Annotated in this window: 21 protein-coding genes; 8 read left to right on the forward strand and 13 right to left on the reverse strand. The window is 31.3% G+C overall.

Annotated features, from left to right (window positions below; all coding sequences use genetic code 11):
* Positions 1-81: 81 nt before the first annotated feature.
* The 13 genes from ftsZ to rsmH all read right to left on the reverse strand — a co-directional run bounded on the left by ftsZ (position 82) and on the right by rsmH (position 15,682).
* Positions 82-1,248 carry a cell division protein FtsZ gene (gene ftsZ / locus M9407_RS01955; protein WP_250236813.1) on the reverse strand — a complete coding sequence of 389 codons (1,167 nt, stop codon included), beginning with the start codon at positions 1,246-1,248 and terminating at the stop codon, positions 82-84.
* Between the two features lie 75 nt (positions 1,249-1,323).
* Positions 1,324-2,580 carry a cell division protein FtsA gene (gene ftsA / locus M9407_RS01960; protein ID WP_250236815.1) on the reverse strand — a complete coding sequence of 419 codons (1,257 nt, stop codon included), beginning with the start codon at positions 2,578-2,580 and terminating at the stop codon, positions 1,324-1,326.
* Positions 2,581-2,610: 30 nt separating this feature from the next.
* The gene (locus M9407_RS01965; RefSeq protein WP_250236817.1) at positions 2,611-3,360 is read right to left on the reverse strand and encodes a cell division protein FtsQ/DivIB; all 750 of its coding nucleotides are present in this window, start codon (positions 3,358-3,360) and stop codon (positions 2,611-2,613) included.
* A 192-nt stretch (positions 3,361-3,552) separates the two neighbouring features.
* On the reverse strand, positions 3,553-4,995 hold the full coding sequence (gene murC / locus M9407_RS01970; RefSeq protein ID WP_250236819.1) for a UDP-N-acetylmuramate--L-alanine ligase: 1,443 nt from the start codon (positions 4,993-4,995) through the stop codon (positions 3,553-3,555).
* Positions 4,996-5,054: 59 nt separating this feature from the next.
* Positions 5,055-6,122 (reverse strand): undecaprenyldiphospho-muramoylpentapeptide beta-N-acetylglucosaminyltransferase, encoded by a 1,068-nt coding sequence (gene murG, locus M9407_RS01975; RefSeq protein ID WP_250231483.1) that lies wholly within the window; start codon positions 6,120-6,122, stop codon positions 5,055-5,057.
* The gene (gene ftsW, locus M9407_RS01980) at positions 6,119-7,315 is read right to left on the reverse strand and encodes a cell division protein FtsW (protein WP_250231485.1); all 1,197 of its coding nucleotides are present in this window, start codon (positions 7,313-7,315) and stop codon (positions 6,119-6,121) included. The genes murG and ftsW overlap by 4 nt, the downstream gene beginning before the upstream one ends.
* The gene (gene murD / locus M9407_RS01985; protein ID WP_250236820.1) at positions 7,315-8,637 is read right to left on the reverse strand and encodes a UDP-N-acetylmuramoyl-L-alanine--D-glutamate ligase; all 1,323 of its coding nucleotides are present in this window, start codon (positions 8,635-8,637) and stop codon (positions 7,315-7,317) included. The genes ftsW and murD overlap by 1 nt, the downstream gene beginning before the upstream one ends.
* Before the next feature lie 4 nt (positions 8,638-8,641).
* Positions 8,642-9,730 carry a phospho-N-acetylmuramoyl-pentapeptide-transferase gene (gene mraY / locus M9407_RS01990; RefSeq protein ID WP_250236822.1) on the reverse strand — a complete coding sequence of 363 codons (1,089 nt, stop codon included), beginning with the start codon at positions 9,728-9,730 and terminating at the stop codon, positions 8,642-8,644.
* Positions 9,715-11,088 (reverse strand): UDP-N-acetylmuramoyl-tripeptide--D-alanyl-D-alanine ligase, encoded by a 1,374-nt coding sequence (gene murF, locus M9407_RS01995; RefSeq protein ID WP_250236830.1) that lies wholly within the window; start codon positions 11,086-11,088, stop codon positions 9,715-9,717. Before murF ends, mraY begins: the two co-directional genes overlap by 16 nt.
* Positions 11,085-12,593 (reverse strand): UDP-N-acetylmuramoyl-L-alanyl-D-glutamate--2,6-diaminopimelate ligase, encoded by a 1,509-nt coding sequence (gene murE / locus M9407_RS02000; protein WP_250236831.1) that lies wholly within the window; start codon positions 12,591-12,593, stop codon positions 11,085-11,087. The genes murF and murE overlap by 4 nt, the downstream gene beginning before the upstream one ends.
* Positions 12,594-12,628: 35 nt before the next feature.
* On the reverse strand, positions 12,629-14,323 hold the full coding sequence (ftsI, locus tag M9407_RS02005; RefSeq protein WP_250236832.1) for a peptidoglycan glycosyltransferase FtsI: 1,695 nt from the start codon (positions 14,321-14,323) through the stop codon (positions 12,629-12,631).
* An 85-nt stretch (positions 14,324-14,408) separates the two neighbouring features.
* Positions 14,409-14,723 carry a cell division protein FtsL gene (gene ftsL / locus M9407_RS02010; RefSeq protein ID WP_250236833.1) on the reverse strand — a complete coding sequence of 105 codons (315 nt, stop codon included), beginning with the start codon at positions 14,721-14,723 and terminating at the stop codon, positions 14,409-14,411.
* A 2-nt stretch (positions 14,724-14,725) separates the two neighbouring features.
* A complete protein-coding gene (rsmH, locus tag M9407_RS02015; RefSeq protein WP_250236834.1) occupies positions 14,726-15,682 on the reverse strand; it encodes a 16S rRNA (cytosine(1402)-N(4))-methyltransferase RsmH in 957 nt (318 codons plus the stop codon).
* Positions 15,683-16,068: 386 nt separating this feature from the next.
* Between rsmH and leuA the strand changes: the two genes are divergently transcribed.
* The 8 genes from leuA to rsmA all read left to right on the forward strand — a co-directional run bounded on the left by leuA (position 16,069) and on the right by rsmA (position 26,899).
* On the forward strand, positions 16,069-17,622 hold the full coding sequence (gene leuA / locus M9407_RS02020; protein WP_250236835.1) for a 2-isopropylmalate synthase: 1,554 nt from the start codon (positions 16,069-16,071) through the stop codon (positions 17,620-17,622).
* Positions 17,623-17,642: 20 nt separating this feature from the next.
* Complete coding sequence (leuB, locus tag M9407_RS02025) at positions 17,643-18,743, forward strand: 3-isopropylmalate dehydrogenase (protein WP_250236836.1); 1,101 nt, start codon at positions 17,643-17,645, stop codon at positions 18,741-18,743.
* 1 nt (position 18,744) lies between these two features.
* Positions 18,745-20,145 carry a 3-isopropylmalate dehydratase large subunit gene (gene leuC / locus M9407_RS02030; protein WP_250236837.1) on the forward strand — a complete coding sequence of 467 codons (1,401 nt, stop codon included), beginning with the start codon at positions 18,745-18,747 and terminating at the stop codon, positions 20,143-20,145.
* 22 nt (positions 20,146-20,167) lie between these two features.
* Positions 20,168-20,776, forward strand: a complete 609-nt coding sequence (gene leuD / locus M9407_RS02035; protein WP_250236838.1) for a 3-isopropylmalate dehydratase small subunit — start codon at positions 20,168-20,170, stop codon at positions 20,774-20,776.
* A 641-nt stretch (positions 20,777-21,417) separates the two neighbouring features.
* Entirely contained in the window at positions 21,418-23,766 is a 2,349-nt protein-coding gene (gene lptD, locus M9407_RS02040) for an LPS assembly protein LptD (RefSeq protein ID WP_250236839.1), read from the forward strand.
* A gap of 50 nt (positions 23,767-23,816) precedes the next feature.
* Positions 23,817-25,097 carry a peptidylprolyl isomerase gene (locus M9407_RS02045; RefSeq protein WP_250236840.1) on the forward strand — a complete coding sequence of 427 codons (1,281 nt, stop codon included), beginning with the start codon at positions 23,817-23,819 and terminating at the stop codon, positions 25,095-25,097.
* A gap of 1 nt (position 25,098) precedes the next feature.
* Positions 25,099-26,115 (forward strand): 4-hydroxythreonine-4-phosphate dehydrogenase PdxA, encoded by a 1,017-nt coding sequence (gene pdxA / locus M9407_RS02050; RefSeq protein ID WP_250236841.1) that lies wholly within the window; start codon positions 25,099-25,101, stop codon positions 26,113-26,115.
* A complete protein-coding gene (gene rsmA / locus M9407_RS02055) occupies positions 26,096-26,899 on the forward strand; it encodes a 16S rRNA (adenine(1518)-N(6)/adenine(1519)-N(6))-dimethyltransferase RsmA (RefSeq protein WP_250236842.1) in 804 nt (267 codons plus the stop codon). Before pdxA ends, rsmA begins: the two co-directional genes overlap by 20 nt.
* Positions 26,900-26,942 lie beyond the last annotated feature (43 nt).

The following is a 26,942-nucleotide window of genomic DNA, read 5'->3' on the forward strand; positions in this document are numbered from 1 at the left end:
TGTATTATTTACTTCATTAGTAAATCACTATATGTATATTGCATTTTTATAAAAATTACCCATTTACATTATTATTTCTAATTAGTCTGCTTGTTTTCTTAAAAAAGCAGGAATATCTAAATAATCTACATCTTTATCAAGAGTTGTATTTTGATGATCTACCGTATTAGATGATGTATGTCTTGATTCTTTAAAAAATGTAGATGCTCTTTGGGGGACATGATTATGATAATGACTATCTCTTATTGCCTTTTTTTCTTCTTTAGTATTAGATAATATAACATCTGAGCGTTTATCGATGCCAATTCCTGTTGCTACTACAGTAACACGTAGTTCATTATTTATATCTGGATCTAAAGCAGTTCCGATTACTACTGTAGCGTTGTCAGAAGCAAAAGAGCGTATAGTATTTCCTACAGTTTCAAATTCATCCAGCCTTAAATCTAAACCAGAAGTGATATTCACCAAAACACCGCGAGCTCCAGATAAATCAATATCTTCTAATAAAGGGCTAGCGATAGCTAGTTCTGATGCTTCCTCTGCTCTATCATCACCACATCCTACTCCAGCACCCATCATAGCATATCCCATTTCTGACATTACTGTGCGTACATCCGCGAAATCTACATTCATTAAACCCGGTCGAGTAATTAATTCCGCAATACCTTGAACGGCGCCTTTTAATACGTCATTAGCAGCACTAAAAGCATCTAGTAATGACACGCCACGCCCTAAAACTTTCAATAACTTATCATTTGGAATTGTTATTAATGAATCTACATATTTAGATAATTCAGAAATTCCTTGTTCAGCGAATGCCATACGTTTTTTTCCTTCAAAATTAAAAGGTTTAGTAACTACAGCTACTGTCAAAATGCCTAAATCTTTGGCCACTTCTGCTATTATCGGGGCAGCACCCGTCCCTGTGCCTCCACCCATACCTGCGGCAATAAATACCATATCTGCGCCTTCTATAGTAGCCCTCAATACATCACGATCTTCTTCTGCAGAATTACGACCAATTTCTGGATTAGCACCAGCTCCTAACCCTTTAGTAATAGAACTTCCAATTTGAATAGTTTGACCTACTGTCATTTTTCTTAAAGCTTGGGCATCAGTATTAACAGCAAAAAAATCTACACCTTCGATACGCTCACGTAACATATGTTCAACCGCATTACTACCACCTCCGCCAATACCAACAACTTTAATTACTGCATCACTAGTTAATTCCATTGGTTCAAACATAGTTTTCTCCATATTACTTCAGTTATTTTAAAAAATTAATTTTAACGGATTCAGCATATTTTATATTCATAACAACTAAAATTCTTTTTTTAACCAATTGTTTACTTTTCTTATCCAACCTTTAATTGTTATTCCTTTTTCTATATCTACCTCATTATTCAAATGAGATTCTTTCCCATAATGTAATAATCCAATAACAGTAGAATAATGAGGTCTTTTTATATCATCTGTTATCCCATTTGTATTTATAGAAGATGCGATACGAACTTGCGTATGAAACACTTTTTGCGCGCAAGATGACAATCCATCTATAAGAGATGCACCTCCTGTTAATACAATCCCTGCTGCAAGATGATGTTTAATATTAAGTTGACGAAGTTGTGATTGTAATTGTAAAATCTCCTTATTAACCAACATCATTAATTCAATATATCGAGGTTCAATGATTTCTGCCAACATATGACGTTGCAAAATACGAGGTGGTCTTCCTCCGACGCTTGGAACTTCAATATTTTCTCCTTTACTAACTAATGATTCTAAAGCACAACCATAACGAACTTTAATTATTTCTGCATCTGATAATGGTGTTCCAAAAGCATAGGCGATATCACTAGAGACGACATTGCCAGCATATGGAATAACCTTGGTGTGACGTAAAGCTCCAGCAGTATATATTGCTATATCCATGGTACCACCACCAAGATCTACAACACAAACACCTAACTCACGTTCATCTTCTGTTAACACAGCATGGCTTGAAGCCAATCCAGAAAATATCAATTGATCCACTTGTAATCCACATCGCTCTACTGCTTTGACGATATTTTTAGCCATATCATTATGGCAAGTAATTAAATGGACTTTGGCTTGCATTCTAACTCCAGATAACCCAACTGGATTTTTAATGCCTTCTTGATAATCAATAGAGTAATCCTGTGGGATTACATGTAATATTCGATGTTCATCACGAACTCTAACTGATTTAGCTATATGTACTACATTATCCACATCTGACTGCGTCACTTCTTCTTCTGAAATAGGTACCATGCCTATTTCATTTTTGCAACTAATATGCTTTCCAGATAAAGAAAGGTAAACAGATGAAATTTGACAACCTGCCATTAGCTCTGCTTGATTAATAGAATATTGTACACATTTTATTACTGATTCTAAATTGTTCACTCCTCCCTTGTCCATGCCTCGTGACGGGCAATATCCTAACCCAATAATATTTACTATTCCATCAGGCAAAATTTCACCTACCATCGTAGCGACTTTAGCTGTTCCAATTTCCAATCCTACTAGTAATTTTTTATCTGAAGCTTTGATCATATTTGTGATTGCCTTTATTTATTTTTTATTCTATTTACTACAAAGCACAGGAGTGATCGAGTGTGAGCCCCATCTTACAGCACATCCTGAACGATAACGTAAATCTATATAATCAATACATGTATTATGGTCGTTAATTTTTTGAATAAGAATAGGATAAATTTTAATGAAATAATATAATCGGCCGATTATATTATTTCTACCTAATTTTAGATGGATATTATCTTGTAAAACCAGTTGCCATGAGCAGCGTGTATCCATTTGTACTGATTTTATTTGAAATTTGATAGATTTTAATATCTCATTAAGCACATAATAATTAGCTAATACAATCCGTTCGCTGCCTTCTGGTCCATACAAAGATGGCATTACTTTTTTGTCGTTATCTCGATATTCCTTAGGTACTCTAAATATAATTCCTGTTGTACTAATTGTTTGCAAATCATTCCAGTATGCTAAAGGAATATATTCTATTATATGAACTTTTAATGTGTCTGGCCATTGTTTCCTAACACTAACTTGTTGAATCCATGGCAAACTTTCAATTTGTTTTTGGATAATATTAACATCTTGTGTTATAAATGTACCTAATACTCCTAGTTTTACTATAAGTTGATTAATATCAATGTCAGTGGTATAATGCCGCTTTCCAGTTACTATCATATAAGATACAGGGCTACAACAAACATTATGAATCCATTCTCTTATTTTATAAGCACTCCAAACAATACTAATTGTAGCAACAGATATTAGTATCCAATCTAATAATTGATGCTGCAATTTATACCTTTGTTTCAAAACATACTTAATGATCACTCGGTTATGCGTGCTTAATCCTAATTGAGTTGTATTAATAAACAGACCTACTCTTTACTGCGTATTCTTATTTTCCTAAAAATTTATTATTGTGTTATTCATTCTCACATTTTATCATGCCGTACCATTAAGAGTCATAATTCTCATATGTTTATGTTAACCGTTTTTAATAATTAATCTACGCACAACCTCTCCTATTGTACCAGCTCCTTGAATTAAGAGCAAATCGTTATTTCTTAAGAATCGGGATAATGATCCGGATAACATTTGCGTATTTGATATAAATGTTGGATTAATCTTACCAAATTCACGAATTGCATGACATAAGGATTGACTATCTGCTCCTAAAATAGGTGATTCTCCGGCGGAATAAACATTTAATATCAAAAGAATGTCTACATTAGAAAGTACATCAACAAAATCATGATATAATTCTTTTATACGCGTATATCGATGAGGTTGAAATACCATAATCAACCGTCTATCAGGCCATCCGGTTCGAATTGTTGTAATAGTAGCGTGTAACTCAGCCGGGTGATGACCATAATCATCTATTAACAGAATTTCTCCTGTTTGCCCATTTATTTTATTTAAAGAATAATAACCTAAATTTTCAAAACGTCGATGTGTTCCCTGAAAATCCAACATAGTTTTGAGAATAATTTTATCACTAATTCCTTCTTCAGTTGCTACTGCAATCGCAGCTGTAGCATTCAGTGCATTATGACAACCAGGGGCATTCAAAGTAACCTGTAATTTTGTTTGATTTGGACGCAATACGGTAAAACTACTTTTTTCTATATGTTGATGGTAATTAAAAATATGTAGATTAGCATTGTTATTAAAACCATAAGTGATGATCTTCCTGTTAATTTTGGGTAAAATCTCACAAATTACTGGGTCATCAATACACACTATAGCATACCCATAAAATGGTAGATTGTGTAAAAAATTAACAAATGCTTTTTTAAGATGTTCAAAATTTCCTTGATACTCATGTATATGATCAGTATCAATATTGGTAATTACCTCTACCATAGGATGCAAATGCAAAAATGAATTATCACTTTCATCTGCTTCTACGATTAAATAACGACTATATCCAAGTCGAGCATATACACCTTCTGATTTGACTATACCTCCATTTATAAACGTTGGATCTAATCCTGCTGCAGTATAAATATTGGCTATCATTGTAGTAGTAGTGGTTTTCCCATGCGTTCCAGAAATAGCTATTCCATATCTAAATCTCATTAATTCGGATAACATTTCCGCACGTTTAATAACAGGAATACGAGCTTGTTTAGCAGCTAAGATTTCAGGGTTATTTGGATGAATAGCGTTAGATACAACAACAACATTAGCGTTGTTTATATTACTACATTTATGCCCAATATAGATTTTCACCCCTAATTCAAATAAATGACGTGTCGTACTATTATGTACAATATCAGACCCAGTGATAGAATAGCCTTCATGTGTCAATATTTCTGCAATTCCACACATGCCAGCTCCGCCTATACCAACAAAATGTATTTGTCTAATACGATTCATCATTGGCACAGCATTGATCGGCTCAGATAATAGTATATTTGACATATCTATTCAATATACTTTCAATATTTTTCCATTTATCAAGATGGCATTTATTAATATATTTATTTTTTTAAGTATTCAATTATTACTTGAGAAACTTGTTGAGTTGCATTAGGCGCAGCTATACTTCTAGCGCGTTGAGCCATACTACATAATGTTTTTCGATCCCAAGATTCTAACATTGCGCCAACAGCATCACTTGTAAAATTTTTTTGTTCAATAATCTTTGCTGCCCCTGCTTGCACTAACGGCACGGCATTCCAATATTGCTGACGATCTTTATGATGTACAAAAGGTACGAATATTGCTGGTAATCCTACAACAGATACCTCGCTTACTGTTAATGCTCCAGCACGGGATATCAATATATCTGCCCAAGCATATGCTTGGGCTATATCATCAATAAATTTTACAATTCTATGATAACTTTGTTTTATTTTTTGATAAGCCCATATTACTTTTTTGAAATCTTGTTCTCCAACTTGGTGCCATATGATTAATTTATTAGACAATTTCTCAGCCATATTTGGGATGACTTTATTTAATATGTGCGCGCCTTGGCTGCCTCCAATCACTAAAACGCGAATAGGACCAACACGACCTTTCCATCGTCTAGATGGATTTGGCACAGCTAATATTGCGCGTCGTATTGGGTTTCCCACCATTTTAGCATTGGGAAAAGTACCAGGAAATCCTTGCAATACTTTTTTAGAAAAAATTGATAAATACCGATTAGTTAAACCGATAATTCTATTTTGCTCATGTATTATTAAAGGAATACCGCATATCCATGCTGCTAATCCACCGGGCCCGGAAACATATCCACCCATTCCTAACACTATATCAGGTTTCCAATATTTTATAATTTTTCGTGCTTGATATATTGCTAAACAAATAAATAGCGGCATAATACACTTAACATTTAATTTTTCACCATTCCACCTGTTAATATGAATAAATTTAATATCGATGCCGTATTGAGGAACTAACCTCGATTCAATGCGATCTGCAGTACCTAGCCAAACAACTTGATACCCATGATTGATTAAATAATTAGCCACCGACAATCCCGGAAACACATGCCCCCCGCTACCACCCGCTACAATCATAATTTTCTTTTTTTGATTCATTTTTTCGTGCGCTTCAAAAAAGCTTGATTTTTAGATAAACGTGTCTCGAAATCTATTCTTAACAACTGCATGCTTGCCATTACTGTAATCAAAAAACTAGATCCTCCATAACTAATAAATGGCAATGTTAATCCTTTTGTGGGTAATATCCCGCTAACAGTACCTATATTAATAAAAATTTGCAATCCAAACCACATGCTAATAGAACAGGCTAAAATACCGGAAAATCTGTGATTAACACTCAAGGCACGATGACCAATAATCATGGCGCGAAGCACAATTATAAATAACATAAACAACACTAAAATTGCTCCAAAATATCCTAATTCTTCCGCAAGAATAGAAAAAATAAAATCAGTATGAGCTTCAGGTAAATATTCTAATTTCAACACAGAATTTCCTAGTCCTTCTCCAAAGCATTTTCCACGGCCAAAAGCTATTAATGATTGAGTTAATTGATAACCATTGCCAAACGGATCTTTCCATGGATCCCAAAAAGTAAGTATACGTTGTATGCGATAAGGTTTAATCACAATTAAAGGTATAATTAAAAATATATTGCATACAAAAATCAATATTAATTGATATAACTTAGCGCCAAAAAGAAATAATATAGACAAAGTAGTAATAAAAAGAATAATAATGCTACCAAAATCAGGTTGCGCTAATAATAATACAGCTAATATAATCATTATTACTATGGGTTTGCATATACTCCAAAATTTGGTGCGTACTTCTTTTGATTTACGTTCTAAATAGTTAGCGAGATAGCAAATAAAAGATAATTTTGATAATTCCGCAGGCTGAATACATAACGCACCCCACATTATCCAACGCGATGCCCCATTAGTAGAATTATTTAAGATTAATGCAGTTACCAACATTATATAGCTACATAGCAACATAATAACACTATAATTCTGCCAAACTATTATGGGTATTTTTAAAATAATTACAGATAATAAAAATGTCACGCTGTAATAAACAATGACGCGTTTTATAAAATAACATGGATCGTTCGCTAATCGCATGCCAGTAGGTATTGATCCTGAACTAATGATAACAAACCCAATGCCAATTAATCCCAACATTAACCAAAAAAATATACGATCATATAATATATTAATATTTGATGATTTTTTTTTACCCAATTTTAATGGCTGATTAATAATTTTTGTTTTAAAGATCCTCATTATCCAAATTCTCGCGCAAAACAAGTAAATACCAGTCCACGCATTTCAAATGATTTAAATTGATCTAAACTAGAACAAGCCGGAGATAATAAAACTATATCCTTCGATTTTATACGACGATTAATAATACGCATTGCTTGAATCATTGTATTTGTAAAAATAACATCACTAAATCCTAATGTCGTCAATAATAATCCATCTTTTCCAAAACAATACAGGTGTATCTCATGTTGTTTAATCAAATGTTTTAAAGAAGAAAAATCAGCTAATTTACCATCACCTCCTAATATTAAATGTAACGTACCGGATAACGTTAAATTATTGATCGCTTCTTTAGTAGCATTGACATTAGTAGCTTTGGAATCATTAATCCAACTCACTCCATGATTTTTATAAATCAATTGACAACGATGCGTTAAACCAGAAAATTGGCACAATACTTTTAAAGAAACAGAGCGAGGAATCTTGACGATATCCGACAATGCTAAAGCAGATAATGCATTTATATAATTAATACGATTATTAATTCTCATTTTAGAACAATTAAGCACATATTCATTGTATGCAACTATCCAAGTATGTCCTTTATAATATTTCAGATAATAATCTGCAGAATCTTCGTTTTCACCAAAACTTATACAATGATCATAATCGTTATATATAGGTGTTGTTAAAGTATCTGAAGCATTCATCACACAAATTTTAGCATTTTTATAAATCCTTTGCTTAGAAAACCAATATTGCTTTAATCCACCAGAATAATGATCCATATGATCTTCACTAACATTTAAAATTACAGCTGCTATTGCACGTAAACTATAGGTTGTATCTAATTGAAAACTTGAAATCTCCAGTATATATAGTTGATACGATTTATTTAGTAAAGAAAGCGCAGGCACACCTATGTTGCCTGCTACACCAACACGCCATCCAAACCCCCTAGCTACTCTGGAAACCAATTGGGTTACTGTACTTTTTCCATTAGATCCAGTAATAGCTATTATCGGTGCAGTTGCTTCACGTGCAAATAATTCAATATCACCAATAATTTCTATTCCTAATTTTAAAGCTTCAATTAAAATTGGATGATCTAACCGCACTCCAGGACTAACTACAATCAACGTAGCACTCAATAACCATATATCATTAAATGAGCCCAAACAACACTGTACAACGTGAGGTAATTTTTTTATTCCCGGAGGATATATACGAGTATCTATTACTTTTGGTATTACACCACGATCTAAAAAAAAATTAACACAAGATAAACCCGTAATCCCCAAACCGATAATTACAACTCGCGATCCTCGGTAATTATACATACTTTTACTGCCGCATCTTTAAAGAAATTAATCCCACAAAAACTAACATTAAAGATATAATCCAAAATCGCACTATAATACGAGGTTCTGGACAACCTTTTAGTTCAAAATGATGATGAATTGGTGCCATTTTAAATATCCGTTGTCTAAATAATTTAAAATAAATTATTTGTAAGATCACAGATAAAGTTTCTATTACAAACATACCGCCCATAATTAATAATAAACATTCTTGACGTAACAACACCGCAATTATCCCAAGTGTACCTCCAAGTGATAAAGAACCTACATCACCCATAAATATCTGAGCCGGATAAGTGTTAAACCATAAAAATCCAAGACCAGCCCCGATAATAGCAGAACATATAATTATTAATTCTCCAGAAAAACAAATATAAGGAATATTTAGATAACTAGCAAAATAAATATCATTACTCATCCACGCAACTATAGCCAATCCAGCTGAAATGAATATTACAGGCATAATCGCTAACCCATCTAAACCATCAGATAAATTCACTGAATTACTTGTCCCGACAACAACAAAATATGCTAGAACAATATACCAGATACCCAATTGCGGCATAAAATTTTTAAAAAACGGCACTATTAATTGTGTAGATGTAGAACTACGATCTGACATAAAGATAACAATAACTAACGTTAAAGCAATTAATGATTGCCAAAAATATTTATGCAACACACTCAAACCCGAAGAACTTTTCCTTTTAATTTTTAACAGGTCGTCAATTAAACCCAATATTCCGTATGTTATTAGTATAAACGATACATACCATACATATATATTTGATAAATCAGCGCACATAATTACTGATATGGCAATCGACAGAATCATTACAATTCCACCCATAGTAGGTGTACTTTGTTTTTGAGTATGTGATTTTGGTCCATCACAACGCACTATTTGAAAAAAACACAAATTATGAAACCACGTAATTACATAATGACCTATCCCTAAAGAAATAAACAATGCTGATAAAAAACTAATAATAGCTCTGAAAGCTAAATGATAAACAATATTAAATCTGAATGAATATAGTACTAATACATTTTCTGTTAGCCAAAATAACATGTTGATCCATCTCGAATAGCATCTATTATTTGCTCCATTTTAAAACCGCGTGATCCTTTCACTAACACACTAATTGAATTATGGGTAGACAACATTTGCTTGATATAAATGATTAATTTATTTTTATTTCGAAAATGTTTTCCTTTTCCGCATATTTTAGAAATGCAATAACTAACGCTACCTATGGTAAGAATTTTATTGATATTTGTCGTTGAGATTAATTTCCCAATATAACAATGATATTTGATTGATTTATGTTTTCCTAATTCTAACATATCACTGACCACCAATATACGATAACCTGGCATTGTAGTTAGCACATGAATAGCAGATATCATAGAACCAACGTTTGCATTATAAGTATCATCTAATAATAATTTGCCTTCACCTAAAATAATTGGAAATAATCTACCAGGTAAGGTTTTTATATTTTCTAATCCATAAACTACCTCTGATAAATCTGCTCCTACAGAAAATGCAAGAGCGCTAGCAGCTAAAGCATTAGCCACATTATGTGTTCCTAACATTGATAAAACCACTGGAGAAGTTCCATATGGAGTATGTAAAATAAACCGTGTTCCATTTTTTTCGGGAATAATGTTACTTGCAAAAAAATCTATGCCTACGCTAGTACGTAAAGAAAAAAACCACATAGATTTTCCCTTCAATGATTTACGCCACAAAGACAAAGCATGACTGTCAGCATTTATAATACCTTTTCCGTTTAAATCTAATTCAGAAAAAATTTCCCCTTTCTCTTTTCCTATTTTAGCTAATGATTTGAAACCTGATAAATGTGCAGGATAAACATTATTTACTAAAGCTACATTAGCAGCGACTACTTTACTTAATTGAGCAAGTTCTCCAGGAGAACTTGCTCCTAATTCGATAATCGCAAAACTATTTTTTTTTGTTAAACGTAATAAAGTAATTGGTACTCCAACCATATTATTAAAATTACCTTGTGTTGCTATTGTATGCCCACATCCTTTTAATATAGAGGCGGTCATTTCTTTTACTGATGTTTTGCCGCTTGATCCAGTGATAGCAATAACTTTTGCTGATGCTTTTTGGCGTACCCAATGTGCTAACATTATTAAAGCACAACGAGTATCAGGAACTATCAATTGAGGAACATCTAACAATACATGATGATTTACTAGCAATGCTTGAGCGCCAGCAACAATTGCTTGACTGGTAAAATCATGACCATCAAAACGTTTACCTATTAACGCTATGAACATACATTGTTTATAAATAATATTTGAGTTGATAGTAATCGCATGAATAATTAAATCCATACCAATGTATTTAGCGTTTAAAACTGGCGCTATTTCATGCAAACTAAACGGAATCATAATACATTGTTCTTTAAAAAATTTTCTACTATATCTTGATCAGAATGATATATGCGATTATTTCCGATAATTTGGTATTTTTCGTGACCTTTCCCAGAAATTAATACTACATCTTCTAAAGATGCCTTTAAAATAGCGGTCTGTATCGCACAGTAACGATTTTTAATAACTTTAATAATTTTTTTTGGGTATGTTATGCCGCAAATAATATCATTTATAATCGATTGTGGTTCTTCCATGCGCGGATTATCATTGGTAATAATTATACAATCAGCATACCGGCTTACAATACAGCCCATTAAAGCACGTTTACTTGGATCTCTGTCGCCTCCGCAACCAAAAACACACCATAATTGACCATAACAATAAAGCCGTCTAATTGAAATTAGAACTTTTTCTAATGCATCCGGAGTATGTGCATAATCTACTATAACCGTAGGATATCCATGAGAACGAAATACTTCCATTCTACCAGCTACCGGTTGTAGTTGAGATGACGTATGTACCAATAATGATAGAGGATACCCTAATACTAACAACGTACCTAAGGCTAATAATAAATTGCTAACGTTGAATTCTCCTAATAATTGACTATGAATTACTCCATGTCCCCAACTTGAATCAAAAATTATATTTACACCATGAATATGATAATCGGCCTTAACCACACGTATCCATTTGCCTTTCCAAAAACATGGTAAATTGCTTGTTATTGTCACTGCGATCGCTTGAGGCAAATAATATAACCATCGACAACCAATGGGGTCATCGGCATTAATTATATATTTTTCTACACATAATTCATCAAATAACCGCCATTTAGACATAGAGTATTGCATCACGTCACCGTGGTAATCTAAGTGATCGTGACTTAAATTAGTAAATATAGCTGCTTTAAAATATAAAGCATCCACACGATATTGATTTAATCCATGTGATGACACCTCCATAGCAACAAACTTAATTTTATTTTTAACAAACTGAGCTAATATTTTTTGAGCATCAATGGAAGAACATGTTGTATTATGAGACAAACACATATTATTTAACATTCCGTTACCTAAAGTGCCCATCACAGCACTTTTTTCTCCTAGTAGTTGGACCCAACGAGCTAATAAATGCGTTATAGTAGTTTTTCCATTGGTGCCAGTAACACCAATTAAATTCAAAAAACGTGACGGATGATTATAAAAACTACCTGCTATATCGGACAAATACCGTGGTAAATCATTAACATAAACCAAAGGTATTTTATTTAAATGATAATTATATTTTTTAGATATCGTTATGTCGTTCCAAGATTCTAATAAAACTCCCGAAGCTCCCTTTTTGATCGCACAGTCAATATATGATCTGCCATCAGCCTTAGAACCTTTAACTGCTACAAATACATTTCCTAATACAATGTTACGACTATCCAATTCCATCCCCGTCAATTCAAGATTAGCAGGATTATTAAAAACATATGGAGCAAATAATTTATATAAATTACGTGAATCACACATATTTTTTTCTCAAAGAGACTTGATTACTTATAAAATTATTGTAAAAAATCTGGCACTACATTCATTATTTTTAATGCATTACCCATCACTGCACTAAAAACTGGCGCAGATACCATACTTCCGTAATAATGACCATTTTTAGGATCATTTATTACTACTGCTAAAGCAAATCTAGGATTACTCGCTGGAGCTACTCCAGCGGTGCATGCAATATACTTATTAATATATTTCCCATGTGATCCGACTATCTTAACAGTACCAGTTTTTACGGCAACCCTATATCCTTTAATTGCAGATTGACAACCACCACTTGGCGATGACACATTTTCCATCATGTCTAAAACAGTTCGCACTAAAGGTCTTGGAAAAACTTGATTTCCTAATACCGAGGAAGAATCAACCCGTATAATAGAAAGTGGCCGGGATATTCCCATTCCACCAATAGTAGCATAAACTTTAGCTAATTGTAACGGAGTAATCATTAAGCCATATCCATAAGAAAAGGTGGCGCGTTCTATGTCTGACCAACATCGATTATATGGATATATCCCGTTACTTTCTCCCACTAAGCCTATATTTGTTGATTTACCCATTCCAAAATTTGAATATGTATTGACTAAAACTGTTGCAGGCATAGCCAATGCTAATTTAGAAACACCAACATTACTAGACTTTTGTAATATCTCTCTAATAGTCAGTTTTCTACGATATAGTACATCCTTAATTTGATGTCCATTGAGTATATAAGGTGATGTATTCATAATAGTGTCTTTTGTGATTATCTTATGTTTTAATGCGGCCATAATCACAATAGGTTTCACTGTAGAACCTGGTTCAAATGCATCAGTAATAGCACGATTACGCATAACAGACTTATTAACAATGGACAAAAAGTTGTTCGGATTATATGATGGGCTGTTTGTCATAGCTAGAATTTCTCCGGTATTGATATCTATCAATACTATACTGCCAGATTCTGCTTTATTCATATGTACAGCATTATTTAATTCACGGTATGCTAAATGTTGCAGACGTTCGTCGATACTAAGAATAATATTTTGAGAAGATTGACCGTCACTCAAAGTAATTTCTTCAATTGTTCGACCAAATCTATCTTTTCGTATTGCTCGTGTTGTAGGCTGCCCAGTCAACCAAGCATCAAAACTTTTTTCTATTCCTTCAATCCCTTGGCTATCTACATCTGTTACTCCTACCAAATGAGCAGTTGCACACCCAGCGGGGTAATATCTTTTTGATCCTTGTTGCAAATATACTCCTGGTAACTTAAGTTGACTAACGTATTTAGAAATAGCAGGGTCAATTTGTCGTGCTAAATACACAAAATGATCTGTAGTATGATTATTAATGAGAGAGGATAATTTATCTGATGATATAGATAATATTTCAGATAATTCCGTCCAACGACGTATATCAGCAGCAATACCACCATTCTTGATAATTTCTTGAGGATCAACCCAAACCGAATCAGATGGTATACTAATTGCCAATAGTTGCCCCATTCTATCAGTAATAATACCCCGAGTAGAGAGTGTGCTTTGCACGCGTAACGAACGCATGTTACCTTCATTAATTAACTGATCAGAATAAATAATTTGCAAAAAAGCTAATCTTAATAGCAAAATAATTAATACAAAAAAAATACAACTACACAATAAATTAAAACGTTTGCTATTTAAAATTATTTGAAAATTGTAGGGTTTAAACTTCATATAACATAAATTGTGTCATCAGATGATGATCTATAACCATTTTTTAATAATATTTGTATTTATCACATAAACAAATTTTTATAGATTAGTACAATGTATTATCTTGAGTGAGTTCCGCGTAATGCATTTGTAATTTATCTATGGCGATACGTTCAATACGATTATGGTGAGATAATATTTTTTCTTCAAGAATTAAACTTCTCCATTCGGTATCTAAATTGTTTTTTTTCAATACAAGTTTTTCGCGATCTATAATCATAGATCTAGTTTTATAAGTTACTAGCACAACCAACATGGCTGATGTTAATACTAACAATAATAACAGCAATTGCCACTTACCATATAAATATAAATCGTCATAAATAATACTAACCAGATTATATTGTTTCTTTTCCATCATATTTAGATAGCCAATTTTTCAGCGCAACGTAATATCGCACTACGAGCACGTATATTTTTTTTAATTTCTTGTTTTGAAGGCATTAATTTTCCTATATTTTTTAATTGACACTTATTTTGATATTTACTAAATATTTGATTATTTGTTAACGGAAGCTTAGGAGGAATAGACAAAACACAACTATTTTCACGAATGAAGTATTTTACCAATCGATCTTCTAAAGAATTAAAACTAATTACTACCAATCTGCCTCGTGGAGACAATATGCCCAATGCATCTTTTAACACTTGCGCTATTTCCTCTAGTTCATTATTAATATACATTCTAATTGCTAAAAAACTTTTAGTTGCAGGATGCTTATTCATATTGCGATGAGGAATAGCGTCACAGATTAATTTAGACAAAACAATCGAGCGCATAATGGGCGTGTATCGTCTTTTAGATACTATAACTTTAGCAATATTTTTTGCGAATCGTTCTTCTCCAAAAGTTTTTAAAACCCAAGTAATATTTTCCTGAGATGCCTTCGATAACCATTCAGCAGCAGATATTCCACCACTAATATCCATCCGCATATCTAGTAGGCCATCTTGCATGAACGAAAATCCTCTGCTACAATCATTTATCTGAAATGTACTGATCCCTAAATCCAATAAAATACCATCCACTGATCCAATCAGTCCTATGCTTTTAACATATTTGATCATTTTAGAAAATGAACTATGTATTATAGTAAATCTATCATCTTGTTCAGCAATGCTCTTTCCAATTTTTATAGCTAATAAATCTTTATCTATTGCTAACAAACGACCTTGTTTATTTAATTGAGATAAAATTAATTTAGAATGACCTCCTGAACCAAACGTTCCGTCAATGTATATGCCTGCTGCATTAATATTCAATGATTGTATCGCTTCATTTAGCAATACGCTTTTATGACTACAGTCAATATAGAGCATGTATATAATAATAAAAAACTACTAGACATACGACTTTTTATGTTTCATAGTACTAGGTGTTTATATAAACTGCAATTGGAATATATTTCATACTTTATATTCAAAACATAAAATTGCACGTTTACAATCTAAAAAATTCACAAAAACTTTATCATCGTCAATAATGATAACACAAAAAATAATCTTAAAAAATATTATAGCGCTATTATGTTAACATTTTACTTCTAATAGTATTAATAGTTGACAAACGATATTTAATAGACTTTAATTAAATTTAATGTAATAAATTATTATTTAAATCTGATATTATTGATTCACAATTAGCATGCCATTAATTAAAATATTATATACATATCCATCCTAACATTCATGAGATGTAAATGATCATGAGTCAAAAAGTCATTATTTTCGATACAACTTTACGGGACGGTGAACAGGCTTTACAAGCAAGTTTAAACGTAAAGGAAAAATTACAAATTGCTTTTGCTTTAGAACGATTAGGGGTAGATATTATGGAAGTTGGATTTCCGGTATCTTCGCCAGGAGATTTTGAATCGGTTCATACAATAGCTCAACAAATAAAAAATAGTTTAGTATGCGCCTTAGCTAGATGTATTGATAACGATATTGACGTTGCAGCTGAAGCGTTAAAAGTTGCAAAAAATTTTCGTATTCATATATTTTTACCCACTTCAAACGTACATATTCAATCTAAATTGAAAAAAAACTTTGATCAAATTATAGACATGACTGTTCATGCAATACGTTATGCAAGAAAATACACTGATGACATAGAGTTTTCTTGCGAAGACGCTGGACGCACCGATATAGATAATTTATGTCGTATTGTTGAAATTGCTATCCAATCCGGAGCAAGTACAATTAATATTCCTGATACAGTGGGCTACACTACTCCATATCAGTTTGGACAAATTATTACTTCTTTATATAATCGTGTCCCTATTATTGATAAAGCTATCATTTCTGTTCATTGTCATGATGATTTAGGAATGGCAGTTGGTAATTCTATTTCAGCTATACAGGCAGGAGCTCGTCAAATTGAAGGGACTATAAATGGTATTGGTGAGCGAGCGGGAAATACTGCCCTGGAAGAAATAATTATGGCCATCAAAGTACGAGAAGATTTGCTAAACGTACACACTAATGTTCGTTGTCAAGAAATTTATAGAGCTAGTCAAGTAGTAAGTCAATTGTGTAATATCCCCATTCCAGCTAATAAAGCAATAGTTGGCTCCAATGCTTTCTCTCATTCTGCAGGTATTCATCAAGATGGTATATTAAAAAATAGAAAAAATTATGAAATTATGACCCCTGAAACTATTGGTTTAAAAGATGTTAAATTAAATCTTACATCTCGATCTGGAAGAGCGGCAGTAAAACATCATATGAAAACAATGGGTTATCAAGAAAGTGATTATGACATGGATAAATTATATGATGTTTTTTTAGAATTAGCAGATAAAAAGGGACAAGTATTTGATTATGATCTAGAGGCATTAGCATTCATTAATAATCAACAAGAACAATCAGAATTCTTCAGATTAAAATGTTTTCATGTAGATTCTAGCTCTTCTGGAATTGCTCATGCTTCAGTAAAATTATATTGTGGAAACAACACATGCACTCATTCGGCGAGTGGTAATGGGCCAATAGACGCAATTTATGAAGCGTTAACTCACATTTCTAAGTTGGCTATAAATTTAGAGAGATATCAACTGAATGCAAAAGGACATGGTCGTAAAGCGTTAGGGCAAGTGGATATTGTTGTATCGTATGAAGGACGCAATTTTCATGGAGTTGGATTAGATACAGATGTAATAGAATCTTCAGTAAAAGCCATGATTCATGTTTTAAATAATATTTGGCGCGCGAAACAAGTGATAATCCAACGCAAATATATAAAAAAAAATAACCAGTAATTTGGAAAACCTAAATACTTATGAATAATAACTATCGTATTGCAGTATTACCAGGGGATGGTATCGGACCGGAAACTACAAGACAAGTTTATAAAATTTTAAATGCAATAAAAAAACAATTTCAAATCAATATTATTACCACAGAACATAAAATAGGAGGAGATGCAATTAATAGTGAAGGTACTCCTTTTCCGAATAGTACTTTAAAATATTGCGAACAATCGGATGCTATATTGTTTGGAGCAGTAGGAGGGCCACAGTGGGCGCATTTAAAAGGATCAGAAAGACCAGAACAGGGAGCTCTATTAGCTTTACGCAAACACTTTAATTTATTTGCTAATTTAAGACCTATACATCTTTCTGATGCATTAAAAGAATTATCTCCTTTAAATATAAACATGATTCCAAATGGAATTGATATTGTATTCGTACGTGAGTTAATCGGAGGTATTTATTTTGGTAAACCACAAGGACGTTCAGGCGCAGGTTTAAATGAATATGCTTTTGATACTGCAATTTATCATCGCTTTGAAATAGAACGTATTGCCAACATTGCTTTTAAATTAGCTCAAAAAAGGCGTAAACGTGTGTCTTCTGTAGACAAAGCTAACGTATTGCAGACTTCTATGTTATGGAGAGAAGTGGTATCACATCTTTCAAAAAATTATCCAGATGTTGAATTAGAACACTTATATATTGATAATGCTAGCATGCAATTAATAAATAATCCTTCTAAATTTGACATTATTCTATGTCCAAATTTATTTGGGGACATTCTATCTGATGAATGCGCCATGATAAGCGGATCCATTGGTATGCTGCCTTCTGCTAGTATTAATGAACACAATTTTGGTTTGTATGAACCTGCCGGAGGATCAGCTCCGAATATTGCAGGCAAAAATATCGCTAATCCTATCGCGCATATTCTCTCTGTTGCGTTATTATTTAGATATAGTTTAAAATTAAATTTTATTGCAATTGAAATTGAAAAAGCAGTTGCTCAAGCATTAATGTTAGGATATCGAACCATTGATATAGCAAAAAAATACGAAAAAAGCATAAGTACTAATGAAATGGGTGATATTATAGCTGCGTTAATTAAAAACGAAAGAGAAAAATAATATGGGAAAATCCTTATACCAAAAGTTATACGATGCACATATAGTTTATGAAAATAAAGATGATGTTCCAATATTATATATTGATAGACATTTATTGCATGAAGTCACATCGCCCCAAGCTTTTGAAGCACTACGTCTAAGAAAACGTATAGTTAGACAACCAAATAAAACATTTGCTACTATGGATCATAATGTCTCCACTACAACAAAAAATATTAATGATTCTGGAAATATGGCTAAAGAGCAATTAGATAAATTAACAAAAAATTGTAAAGATTTTGGAATTACGTTATTTGGTTTAAATCATCCTTATCAAGGAATAGTTCATGTTTTAGCGCCAGAGCAAGGTATCACATTACCCGGTATGACTATCGTGTGTGGAGATTCTCATACTGCTACTCATGGAGCTTTTGGTGCTTTAGCTTTTGGGATAGGAACATCAGAGATAGAACATGTATTAGCAACACAAACTTTACAACAAATTCGATATAAATCAATGCAAATTAACCTTTCAGGGATTATCGCTCCTCGAATTACAGCTAAAGATATAATCTTAGCAATTATTGGGAAAATTGGACATGGGGGAGGATCCGGTCATGTAGTAGAGTTTTGTGGGCCTATTATCACTCTCTTAAGCATGGAAGAACGCATGACCCTGTGCAACATGGCTATTGAAATGGGAGCAACTTCTGCTTTAATAGCACCAGATAGAACTACTTATGATTATTTAAAAAACCGTAAATTTTCTCCAACCGGAAAGAATTGGGAACAAGCATTATTATATTGGAAAACTTTATATTCTGACCACGATGCTCACTTCGATAAAAAATTTGATTTTGACGTATCTAATGTTAATCCACAAGTAACCTGGGGAACTAATCCTAGTCAAGTTATCTCTATTGATCAACCGATTCCATCTCTAGAATCTTTTATAGACCCTATAGAACGCAATTCTGCTGAACGCGCTTTAATTTACATGCAACTTCAATCTAATACTTATTTAACAGACGTTTCTATTGATAAAGTGTTTATAGGGTCATGCACTAACTCGCGTATTGAAGATTTACGTGTAGCAGCACAAACAATTAAGGGACATCATATTTCCAAAAATATACAAGCAATTGTAGTACCCGGATCTAAGCTAGTAAAAAATCAAGCAGAAAAAGAAGGATTAAACAAGATCTTCATACAAGCAGGATTCGAATGGCGTTTACCTGGTTGTTCTATGTGTCTAGCTATGAACAATGATAGACTCGAAGCAGGTGAGCGGTGTGCTTCTACTAGCAACCGGAACTTTGAGGGTCGCCAAGGGCGCGGGAGTCGCACTCATTTAGTAAGTCCAGCAATGGCAGCGGCCGCTGCCATTGCTGGACGCTTTGTGGATATTCGAAAATTTAAATGATATATAGGACATATACATACATATGATGCAATTTATTCAACATACTGGTATAGTTTTACCGCTTGATATTTCTAATATCGATACTGATACTATAATCCCAAAACAATTTTTAAAAGCTACCACTCGCTCTGATTTTGGATCACACTTATTTTTTAATTGGCGCTTTCTTGAAAATACACCTAAAATATTAAATCCAAATTTTGTGTTAAACGATCCGCATTATAAACATGCTAGCATTTTACTAACCCAAAGAAATTTTGGATGCGGATCTTCTCGAGAACATGCGGTATGGGCGCTCATGGATTATGGATTCAAAGTTATCATAGCTCCAAGTTTTGCGGATATTTTTCATAAAAATAGTTTTAATAATCGCTTATTGCTTATAACTTTATCAGAATTAAAAATAAATGATTTGTTTAAAGAAATCTCAACACAAAAAAAAGGTATATCTTTGACTGTGAATTTACGCGAACAAATTATTTATACACATAATAAAAAAAAGTATTTTTTTAAAATAAATGCTTTCCATAGACGTTGTATGCTTAATAAAATAGACAATATTAGTTTAACTTTACAATACGATGCTGCTATTAAAAAATATGAAAATAACCAGCCATCATATTTAAAATAAATTACAATAATAAAAAATATAAACGTATTGGAATGTATGTGTATGAAAAAATTTCACAATAGTATGGATTAAAATAATTAAAAAAATTGTATCGAAATTATTAGGAAATATACTATAAATAATACGAATCAAATATTCGTATATTCTTGTATTATATGTAAATACAAGAATATAAATATAATTTAAAATGATGGATATTGACTATTATCTGTTTTTAATTTTTATATCATTTGAGTAAAAATGATATATATAAATATCCTAATATATGAAGTCTATTATTAGAAATTAATATTGAATACTAAAAACAGGCGTATATGAATCAGCAAAAATTACAAAAATAATTTGAATTTACATATTGCTCTAAAAAACACGTGTTAGTATGATTTCCGCATTTAAATGAACTAAATATCTACGTAGATATAAAACATAAAAACCCAAAATTACAAATATATATATTTGTAATTTTGGGTTTTTATGTAAGCGCGCACTACTTATTAATTTGTAAATAAAATATTTAAAAAAATAATATTTAAATAATAAAATATTACTCAGTAATAAATATATTATATAATATACTTATTTATCCAATCATAAAGAGTTCACATTCTTTTTGGGCAACATGCGTCAAAATAGTTTAATCAATGATTATTAAGTTTTTTTTAAAAAACACTATCATTAATTCAATTTTTATAATATTTTATACTCAATTTTATCTTTTGGCTCATGCATCCAATTGTCTGCAAATTCCTATAATCAACAATCTCGTCTCTATTGATCAACCCATCTATATGTCATCCGATGCACTAGATATTTATTATCCTAATAAAATTCAGTTTTCTGGATCTGTCAACATGAAGCAGGATAACAACATTTTCATGTCCGACAAATTAATAATATCACTTAACGAAAAAAACGAATTATTATACAATACGTTATATGCTTGTGGTCATGTTCACTATAACAACAACTATATTATATTAACTGGATCCCACGCTTGGATTAATTTTTATAATAAAAATATAGATATTCATGAAGGCACATATCGTTTCTTAGAACCTTCTATTCATGGAACAGCAAATTCTATAATGCAAAGAGGAAAAAATCGCTATACTATAGTCAAGAAAGGAACATGTACTTCTTGTGTTTCAAATAAAAATTATTGGAACATAACAGGATCGGAAATGCTTTATGATCATCATAAACATAACATAGATGTATGGAATGCTTGCCTTAAAATAAAAAAAATACCAATATTCTATAGTCCTTATTTATCATTATCTTTATATCAAAATAATGTCTTAGGAGACTACATACCTAATATTAAATACAGTAGCAAACATGGATTAATTTTTAAAATACCTTGCCCTATTAATTTCTCAAAACACTACTCGGGCAGCATCTCTCCATGTTACACATCTAACCTAGGAACAAAATTAGAAACAGAAATACGTTACTCAATTAAACCAGGAACTGGATTATTAATTTTAGATCTCATAGGAAATAATAAAATATACAATAAAAAATTTTCTAACAATTATCATAACAGATATTGGCAATTATATTGGAAACATAATGGTATTATGAATAGAAAATGGCATTTTAATTCTAATTACATCTCAACTACAGGCTCCAATAATTATATTGAACATATCAATATACCAACATATGCGCATTCTAATAATAATTGTATGAACCAAAAAATACTATGCAATTATAGTGATAAAAATTGGAACGCTAATTTATATTATTTTGGTATCACGAATGTTAATATTACGGCAATTAAAAATTATTGTAATTACAACGAATCGTTCCAACTAGAATTAAATTCATATTATGATCACATCAAACATAAACCATTGAATTTAAAATTATTTAATCAAGTAACCCAATTTATACCTGTAAATAATCATTATCCAAAAACAATCAGAATACACACAGAACCAACTTTAGATGTCTCAATAAATAATTGTTATGGCTATTTTAATGCTGAAGCCAAATTAAAAATAACACATTATCGACAAAAAAATATAAATCATTATAACAAAACACAGTATCTGGACCATCATTTACAAAATGTAGTTAATCGTGTCATCCCGCAATTAAAAATTAATAGCAAGATGATTCTAAAAAAAAACACACATATTTCAAAAAAATATAAACGTTTCTTAGAACCAAAATTACAATATTTATATGTACCATATCGTTTTCAAGAAAACATCGGTATCTACGATACTGATATGATTCATATAGATCATAAAAATTTATTTCATGACACTACATATAGTGGATTGGATCGTATTTTACCTGTTAATCAAATTACGGGGGATATAACTATACGATGCTTTAAGAAAAAAAACGAATTATTTTATGCATCTATAGGTCAAATTTTTGATTTGAGACAACTTAATTCCAAATATATAAAAATATCTAAATACATATACAAAACTCCTAATATCATATTATTTTCAGGAATAAGTCATTGGAATATCAATGATTATTGGCATATGAACACCGAAACGCAATATGATATGCAACATCGTACATTATCATTTGGAACTATAATATTGGAATATACAGGTAAAGACAATCAAGTTTTACAAACACATTATAGATATACCAACAAACAATACCTTGAAAAAATACTACCAGATATTAAAGAATCAATATACCACAACACAATTGCTCAATTAGGAGTGCTCGCTTGTTATCCTTTAATTGATAATTGGAAAATAAATTGCTCGCATTACCATAATATAAAAACTAATCAACTCATTGATCAAACAATAGGAATACAGTATTATAAGTCATGTTGGGGGATTAATGTATCTTGTGAGCGAAAAATGATTGATTGGAACAAACGATTAAACCGTAATACATATGACAATAAAATACGATTAGATATCAAAATATATAACTCTACATCAGATTTTAAAGCAAACCCATATAAGATGCTGAACATAGGAGTTTTTCCATATCAACACACACTTTAACCTTAAATATCACATGAAATCAGATTCGTACTTATAATATTGTTAATAATATGAAATTTTGGAAAATTTTAATTCTAATATTTACGTTAAAAACAAATATTGTTCTTGGGGCATTAAAAACAGTCGATAAAATCGTAGCATTAGTGAATCACAATATCATATTAGATAGCGATATCAGAAATAATATTTATACGATTCAAGATAACATCTTGAATACTAATGACAATATATTACAAGATATTTCATACTATCAAAAAATCTTAGATCAATTAATCATAGATAATCTCATTTTCCAGATTTCTGATCAACAAGAAATCAACATTAACTACAATCAACTTAATCAAATGATTAATTGTATTTTAAATTTATATGATATGACATTCGATCAGTTTCGTTCATACCTATATAACATTGGCTTAAGTTACGAAAAATTTTACTTCCAACAATATCAGAACATGCTTAAAAAACAAATCTGTGATCATGTTTTGCATGATCGCGCTCATATATTGACAAATGAGATAAATAAAATTACCAAAAAGTCAAACATTATTGATTTGAATAAACAATTTAAGTTAAAGCATATTATATTTGCATTACCAATACAACCTACTCAAAACCAAATAAATAAAATAGAATATTTTGCAAGATTATTAATTAAAAAAAAAGAATTTAATAAAAATAATATTACAGAGCTCATACGCACATATTCTAATAAAAATATTATTCAAATAATTAAAGCGCACGAAACAGAATGGATTTCATGGAAAGACATGCCGATTATTTTTGATAAACATTTACAAACAATAAACAAAGGTGATGTTATCGGACCAATTACATCTTACGAAGGCATACATATTGTAGAAATACAAGATATACGTTCTAAACAAATTATGCTGCCTGTAACTAAAGTTACAGCAAAAATATTTAGTATAAAAAATTCATGTGAAAATTCAAACATAGTTGAACAACTATTACAAATTAAAGAACGCATGGAAAAAAGTAATACTGAGTTTGGCATGATGATTAAAAAAAAATCAAAAGATATTTGTTTTGATCATTACGAAAACAATACAATATGCAAGGATTTAGACGATTTTGAGCCATCAGTCCGAAAAGTTTTGAGTTCTTTAAAAAGAAATGAAATTAGCATACCAGTATATACCTCTTGCGGATGGCGTTTAATTCAATTAATAGATATATCAATATTAGAATACAATGAAATAATGTATGAACGTGCTTATTTATATTTATTAAATAAAAAATTTGATGAAATTATAAAAAATTGGATTCAAGAATTACGATCTGAATCATATATTAAGATCATTGACTAAAATGATAAAAAATAAACTATCTCGACGCATTGTAGTTACTACAGGAGAACCAGCTGGAATCGGTCCTGACGTAATTATTATGAGCGCACAAAAAGAATGGCCTGTAGAGTTGGTTGTGTGTGCAGATCCTAATTTGCTATTAGATAGAGCAAAGCAAATAAATTTGCCTTTAAGATTGCGTTCTTATCATGCTAAAAAAATAACATCTCCTTGTATGCCCGGAGAATTATCTATATTAAAAATGTTACTTCCACAAAAAACTGTACCTGGTCAATTGAATATTGATAATAATAATTATGTTATTGATACTTTAAAAAGAGCATCACAAGGATGTTTAAATGGGGAATTTTCAGCATTAGTGACCGGTCCTATACATAAAGCTATTCTTAATAGAGGCAACATAGCATTCAGTGGGCACACCGAATTTTTATCTCAAATTAACAAATGCAAAACAACTGTAATGATGCTAAGCAATAGCAAATTACGTGTTGCTTTAGCCACTACCCATATACCTATATTATCTGTTCCAAAAATGATTACTCAAAAATCTCTTTGCGATACTATTTCTATTCTCGCGCAAGGATTAAAAAAATACTTTGGTGTTTTACACCCTAAAATTTATATATGCGGTTTAAATCCACATTCTGGAGAATCTGGCTATATAGGACAAGAAGAAATCAACATTATTATACCTGCTTTAAATATTTTAAAGAAAACCGTTGATTGTGAACTAATAGGTCCTTTGTCGGCTGATACAATATTTCAGAAAAAATATATTCAACATGCAGATGTAATATTAGCTATGTATCATGATCAAGGTTTACCTGTTTTAAAATATTCTGGATTTGGTCAATCAGTAAATATTACTTTAGGATTGCCTTTCATTAGAACCTCTGTAGATCATGGTACTGCTCTTGAACTATCTGGAAAAGGAACAGCGCTACCTGATAGTATGATTATGGCGATTACAGTTGCAATTAAAATGATGAATCATCTTTATGAAAAAAATATACTATAAAAATCATCTTATAAAAAAAAAATGGAGCCAAGTATTCCTTAAAGACCAAAATGTTATTGATACTATTGTTAAAACTATTAATCCTAAAAAACATCAAAAAATACTAGAAATTGGACCCGGATTAGGTGCTTTAACTCAACAAATTCTAAATACTGTAGGTCTCGATTCTTTAATATTAATAGAACGTGATTTAAACTTAGTCAAACGATTAGTTCAAGTTTTTAATAAAAAAATTAATATTCTTCATCAAGATATAATGACAACAAATTTTTTTAATTTATCACATCAAGTTGGTCAAAAACTACGATTAATAGGAAATTTACCCTACAATATAGCCACAGAATTAATCATATATTTATTCCGATACACTAATGTAATTTACGATATGCATTTTATGTTTCAGAAAGAAGTAGCCACACGACTTTATGCAAATCCTAATAACAAAGAATACGGAAGACTAAGCATAATAACACAATATCATTGCAAAGTTGTTCCATTATTAACAATACCAGCAACTTCTTTCTTTCCTATCCCAAAAGTAGAATCTATGGTAATGCGTCTACTTCCCCATACAAATACTCCCTATCCAATAGTTAATATTAGACAACTATCTTCGCTGACAAAATTAGCTTTTAGCCAAAGACGAAAAACTCTTCGCAACAGCTTATCTACATTTTTTAATGAAACAGAAATAACACAAAAAGGAATAAATCCAGCATTGCGAGCAGAAAACATTACTATTAATCAATACTGTATATTAGCAAATATGTTAAATAACGAATAAACCTTACTCATATGATGTTTTCACTATAACTGATATCATTATT

It is taken from the genome of Blochmannia endosymbiont of Camponotus sp. (assembly GCF_023586365.1).
GTDB lineage: Bacteria > Pseudomonadota > Gammaproteobacteria > Enterobacterales > Enterobacteriaceae > Blochmanniella.